This window comes from Candidatus Sordicultor fermentans (assembly GCF_012728195.1).
Lineage (GTDB): Bacteria > Atribacterota > Atribacteria > Atribacterales > Caldatribacteriaceae > Sordicultor > Sordicultor fermentans.
The window spans coordinates 1-1,742 of sequence record NZ_JAAYFP010000085.1 but is presented as its reverse complement, the minus strand read 5'-3'; the positions used below and the strand labels follow the sequence as shown (position 1 = coordinate 1,742).

Here is a 1,742-nt window from a genome sequence, read left to right as displayed (position 1 = left end):
TTGAAGTCCGGAATCTAACCCTTCCGGATAAAGTTCCGGAACTTAACGAATACACGATAGATTCCACCGTTTATGATGCCCTGTTGAGGGGGTGTCGTTCCTAAATGGAAGAATTGATTACCCAATATTGCAAAACCCTAAGGATTGGGAAGGGCTTTTATCAGGGGTATAAAGATATTCAGTCGGAAACTCACGATGAGTTCCTATTGGAATTGTTACGCCGGGAAGTTGAAAACCGGGAAACAGCCAGAAAAAACAGGCTCTTAAAAGCTGCTAATTTTGATGTCATTAAAACCTTTAACGGCTATGACTTTGATGACATACAAATACCGCCCTCAATAGATTTAGAAGAATTAAAAACCGCCGGTTTCATCGACAAGAAGGAGAACCTAATCCTTTATGGCCCGGTAGGTACAGGTAAGACTCATTTGGCTACGGCTATAGGGGTAGAAGCATGCCAGAGAGGGAAACGGGTAAAGTTTTTCACAACTGCAGCCCTCGTAAACCGGTTAACAGATGCAAAGGCGGAAGGCGAATTAAAAAGATTTTTCAAACAGTTAACTAAATGCGACCTTCTCATATGTGACGAATGGGGGTACATCCCATTTGAGAAAGAGGGATCCCAGCTGCTATTCCAGGTCATAGCAGAATGCTATGAAAAAAGGAGCGTGATAATCACGACTAACCTGGAGTTCAGCAAGTGGAACGGGATATTTTATGATGAAAAAATGACCAGTGCTATCATTGACCGGCTGATCCACCATAGCCACTTGTTAGTCTTTACTGGACCAAGTTACAGGTTGACTCACTCTACCATGAATTGCTAAATATGGAATCAGGGTGCTGGAAAAACTAAGTTCCGGAATGATAGGTTTTTATATTGCCAAACACACCAAGAAGTTATAAAACAATTAGTTGACTACGGGATTTTCGATCAATTAGCAGTTAGCTGCCAAACAAATTTGACTGATAGTTATGTTGCCAATGGGAAATTTTTCTACAACAATGTAGAATATACTCTACCTGGAGGATATGTCGCAAAAGTGAGAGTTGTTGATAAGGACGGAAGCATTTATGTGGCTGCCTGCAATAATCAAGGCAAAAGACGGGTTTATCAGTTCGTACATGATGGAGAGAACTATAATTGGGGAAGAGTAGACAACAAACAAGTAGAGTTCTTTGTGGATTTCTAATCAAAAAATACAGCCCAAATCGGAAGAACGATGGTGCCTACAACTCCAAGCCAGAAAATTGCTAAAATAGCTTTAAAGCCATAATCGATGAATAAAAAAACTTTTTGAAGGGGCTCAAAATGTTCTGCTAATACAAAGAAGACACATAAGCCCAGCGACCAATATGCCACCTTTGAAATATTAGATGAAATGTCAGAGCGCTTTTTCTTCGCCCGTTTCATGGAGACACCTCCGATAGTTTATTTGGAAAAATCATAACATTGTTTGAAAATTTTTGCAAGCGCATGTGTCTAACATGTGCGTACCAGAAAATCCAGAGAAATCAAAACTTTTAAGATATTTTTCTCTCGACAATGTGCCATGTTTGAAAATTTTTGCAAGTGCATGTGTCTAATATGTGCGCACCAGAAAACCCAGAGAGATTAAGTCTTTCAAGAGATTTTTCTCTCGACAATGCGCCCTTCTTTTAAGCCGGCACGACATCATACATGTGCGTGCCCGCAAGCCCGCTCCTGGTCTTAGCTTGCAGGCTACGGGACTGGTGTGGAA

At 40.9% G+C, this 1,742-nt stretch carries 3 protein-coding genes; 2 read left to right on the top strand and 1 reads right to left on the bottom strand.

Annotated features, from left to right (window positions below):
* The first annotated feature begins 104 nt into the window (after positions 1-104).
* Positions 105-827 carry an IS21-like element helper ATPase IstB gene (istB, locus tag GXZ17_RS03895; RefSeq protein ID WP_409375979.1) on the top strand — a complete coding sequence of 241 codons (723 nt, stop codon included), beginning with the start codon at positions 105-107 and terminating at the stop codon, positions 825-827.
* 135 nt (positions 828-962) lie between these two features.
* Positions 963-1,193: a hypothetical protein gene (locus tag GXZ17_RS03890; RefSeq protein WP_409375978.1), complete on the top strand. Its 231-nt coding sequence runs from the start codon at positions 963-965 to the stop codon at positions 1,191-1,193.
* On the opposite strand, the gene GXZ17_RS03885 is transcribed toward GXZ17_RS03890, so the two are convergent.
* A complete protein-coding gene (locus tag GXZ17_RS03885) occupies positions 1,190-1,414 on the bottom strand; it encodes a hypothetical protein (RefSeq protein WP_409375977.1) in 225 nt (74 codons plus the stop codon). The two genes, GXZ17_RS03890 and GXZ17_RS03885, sit on opposite strands and share 4 nt — an antisense overlap.
* Between the last annotated feature and the right edge of the window lie 328 nt (positions 1,415-1,742).

Excerpts from the sequence above, each read along its gene's own strand:
- istB (WP_409375979.1), top strand. The coding sequence starts at position 105 with ATGGAAGAATTGATTACCCAATATTGCAAAACCCTAAGGATTGGGAAG.
- GXZ17_RS03885 (WP_409375977.1), bottom strand. The coding sequence starts at position 1,414 with ATGAAACGGGCGAAGAAAAAGCGCTCTGACATTTCATCTAATATTTCA.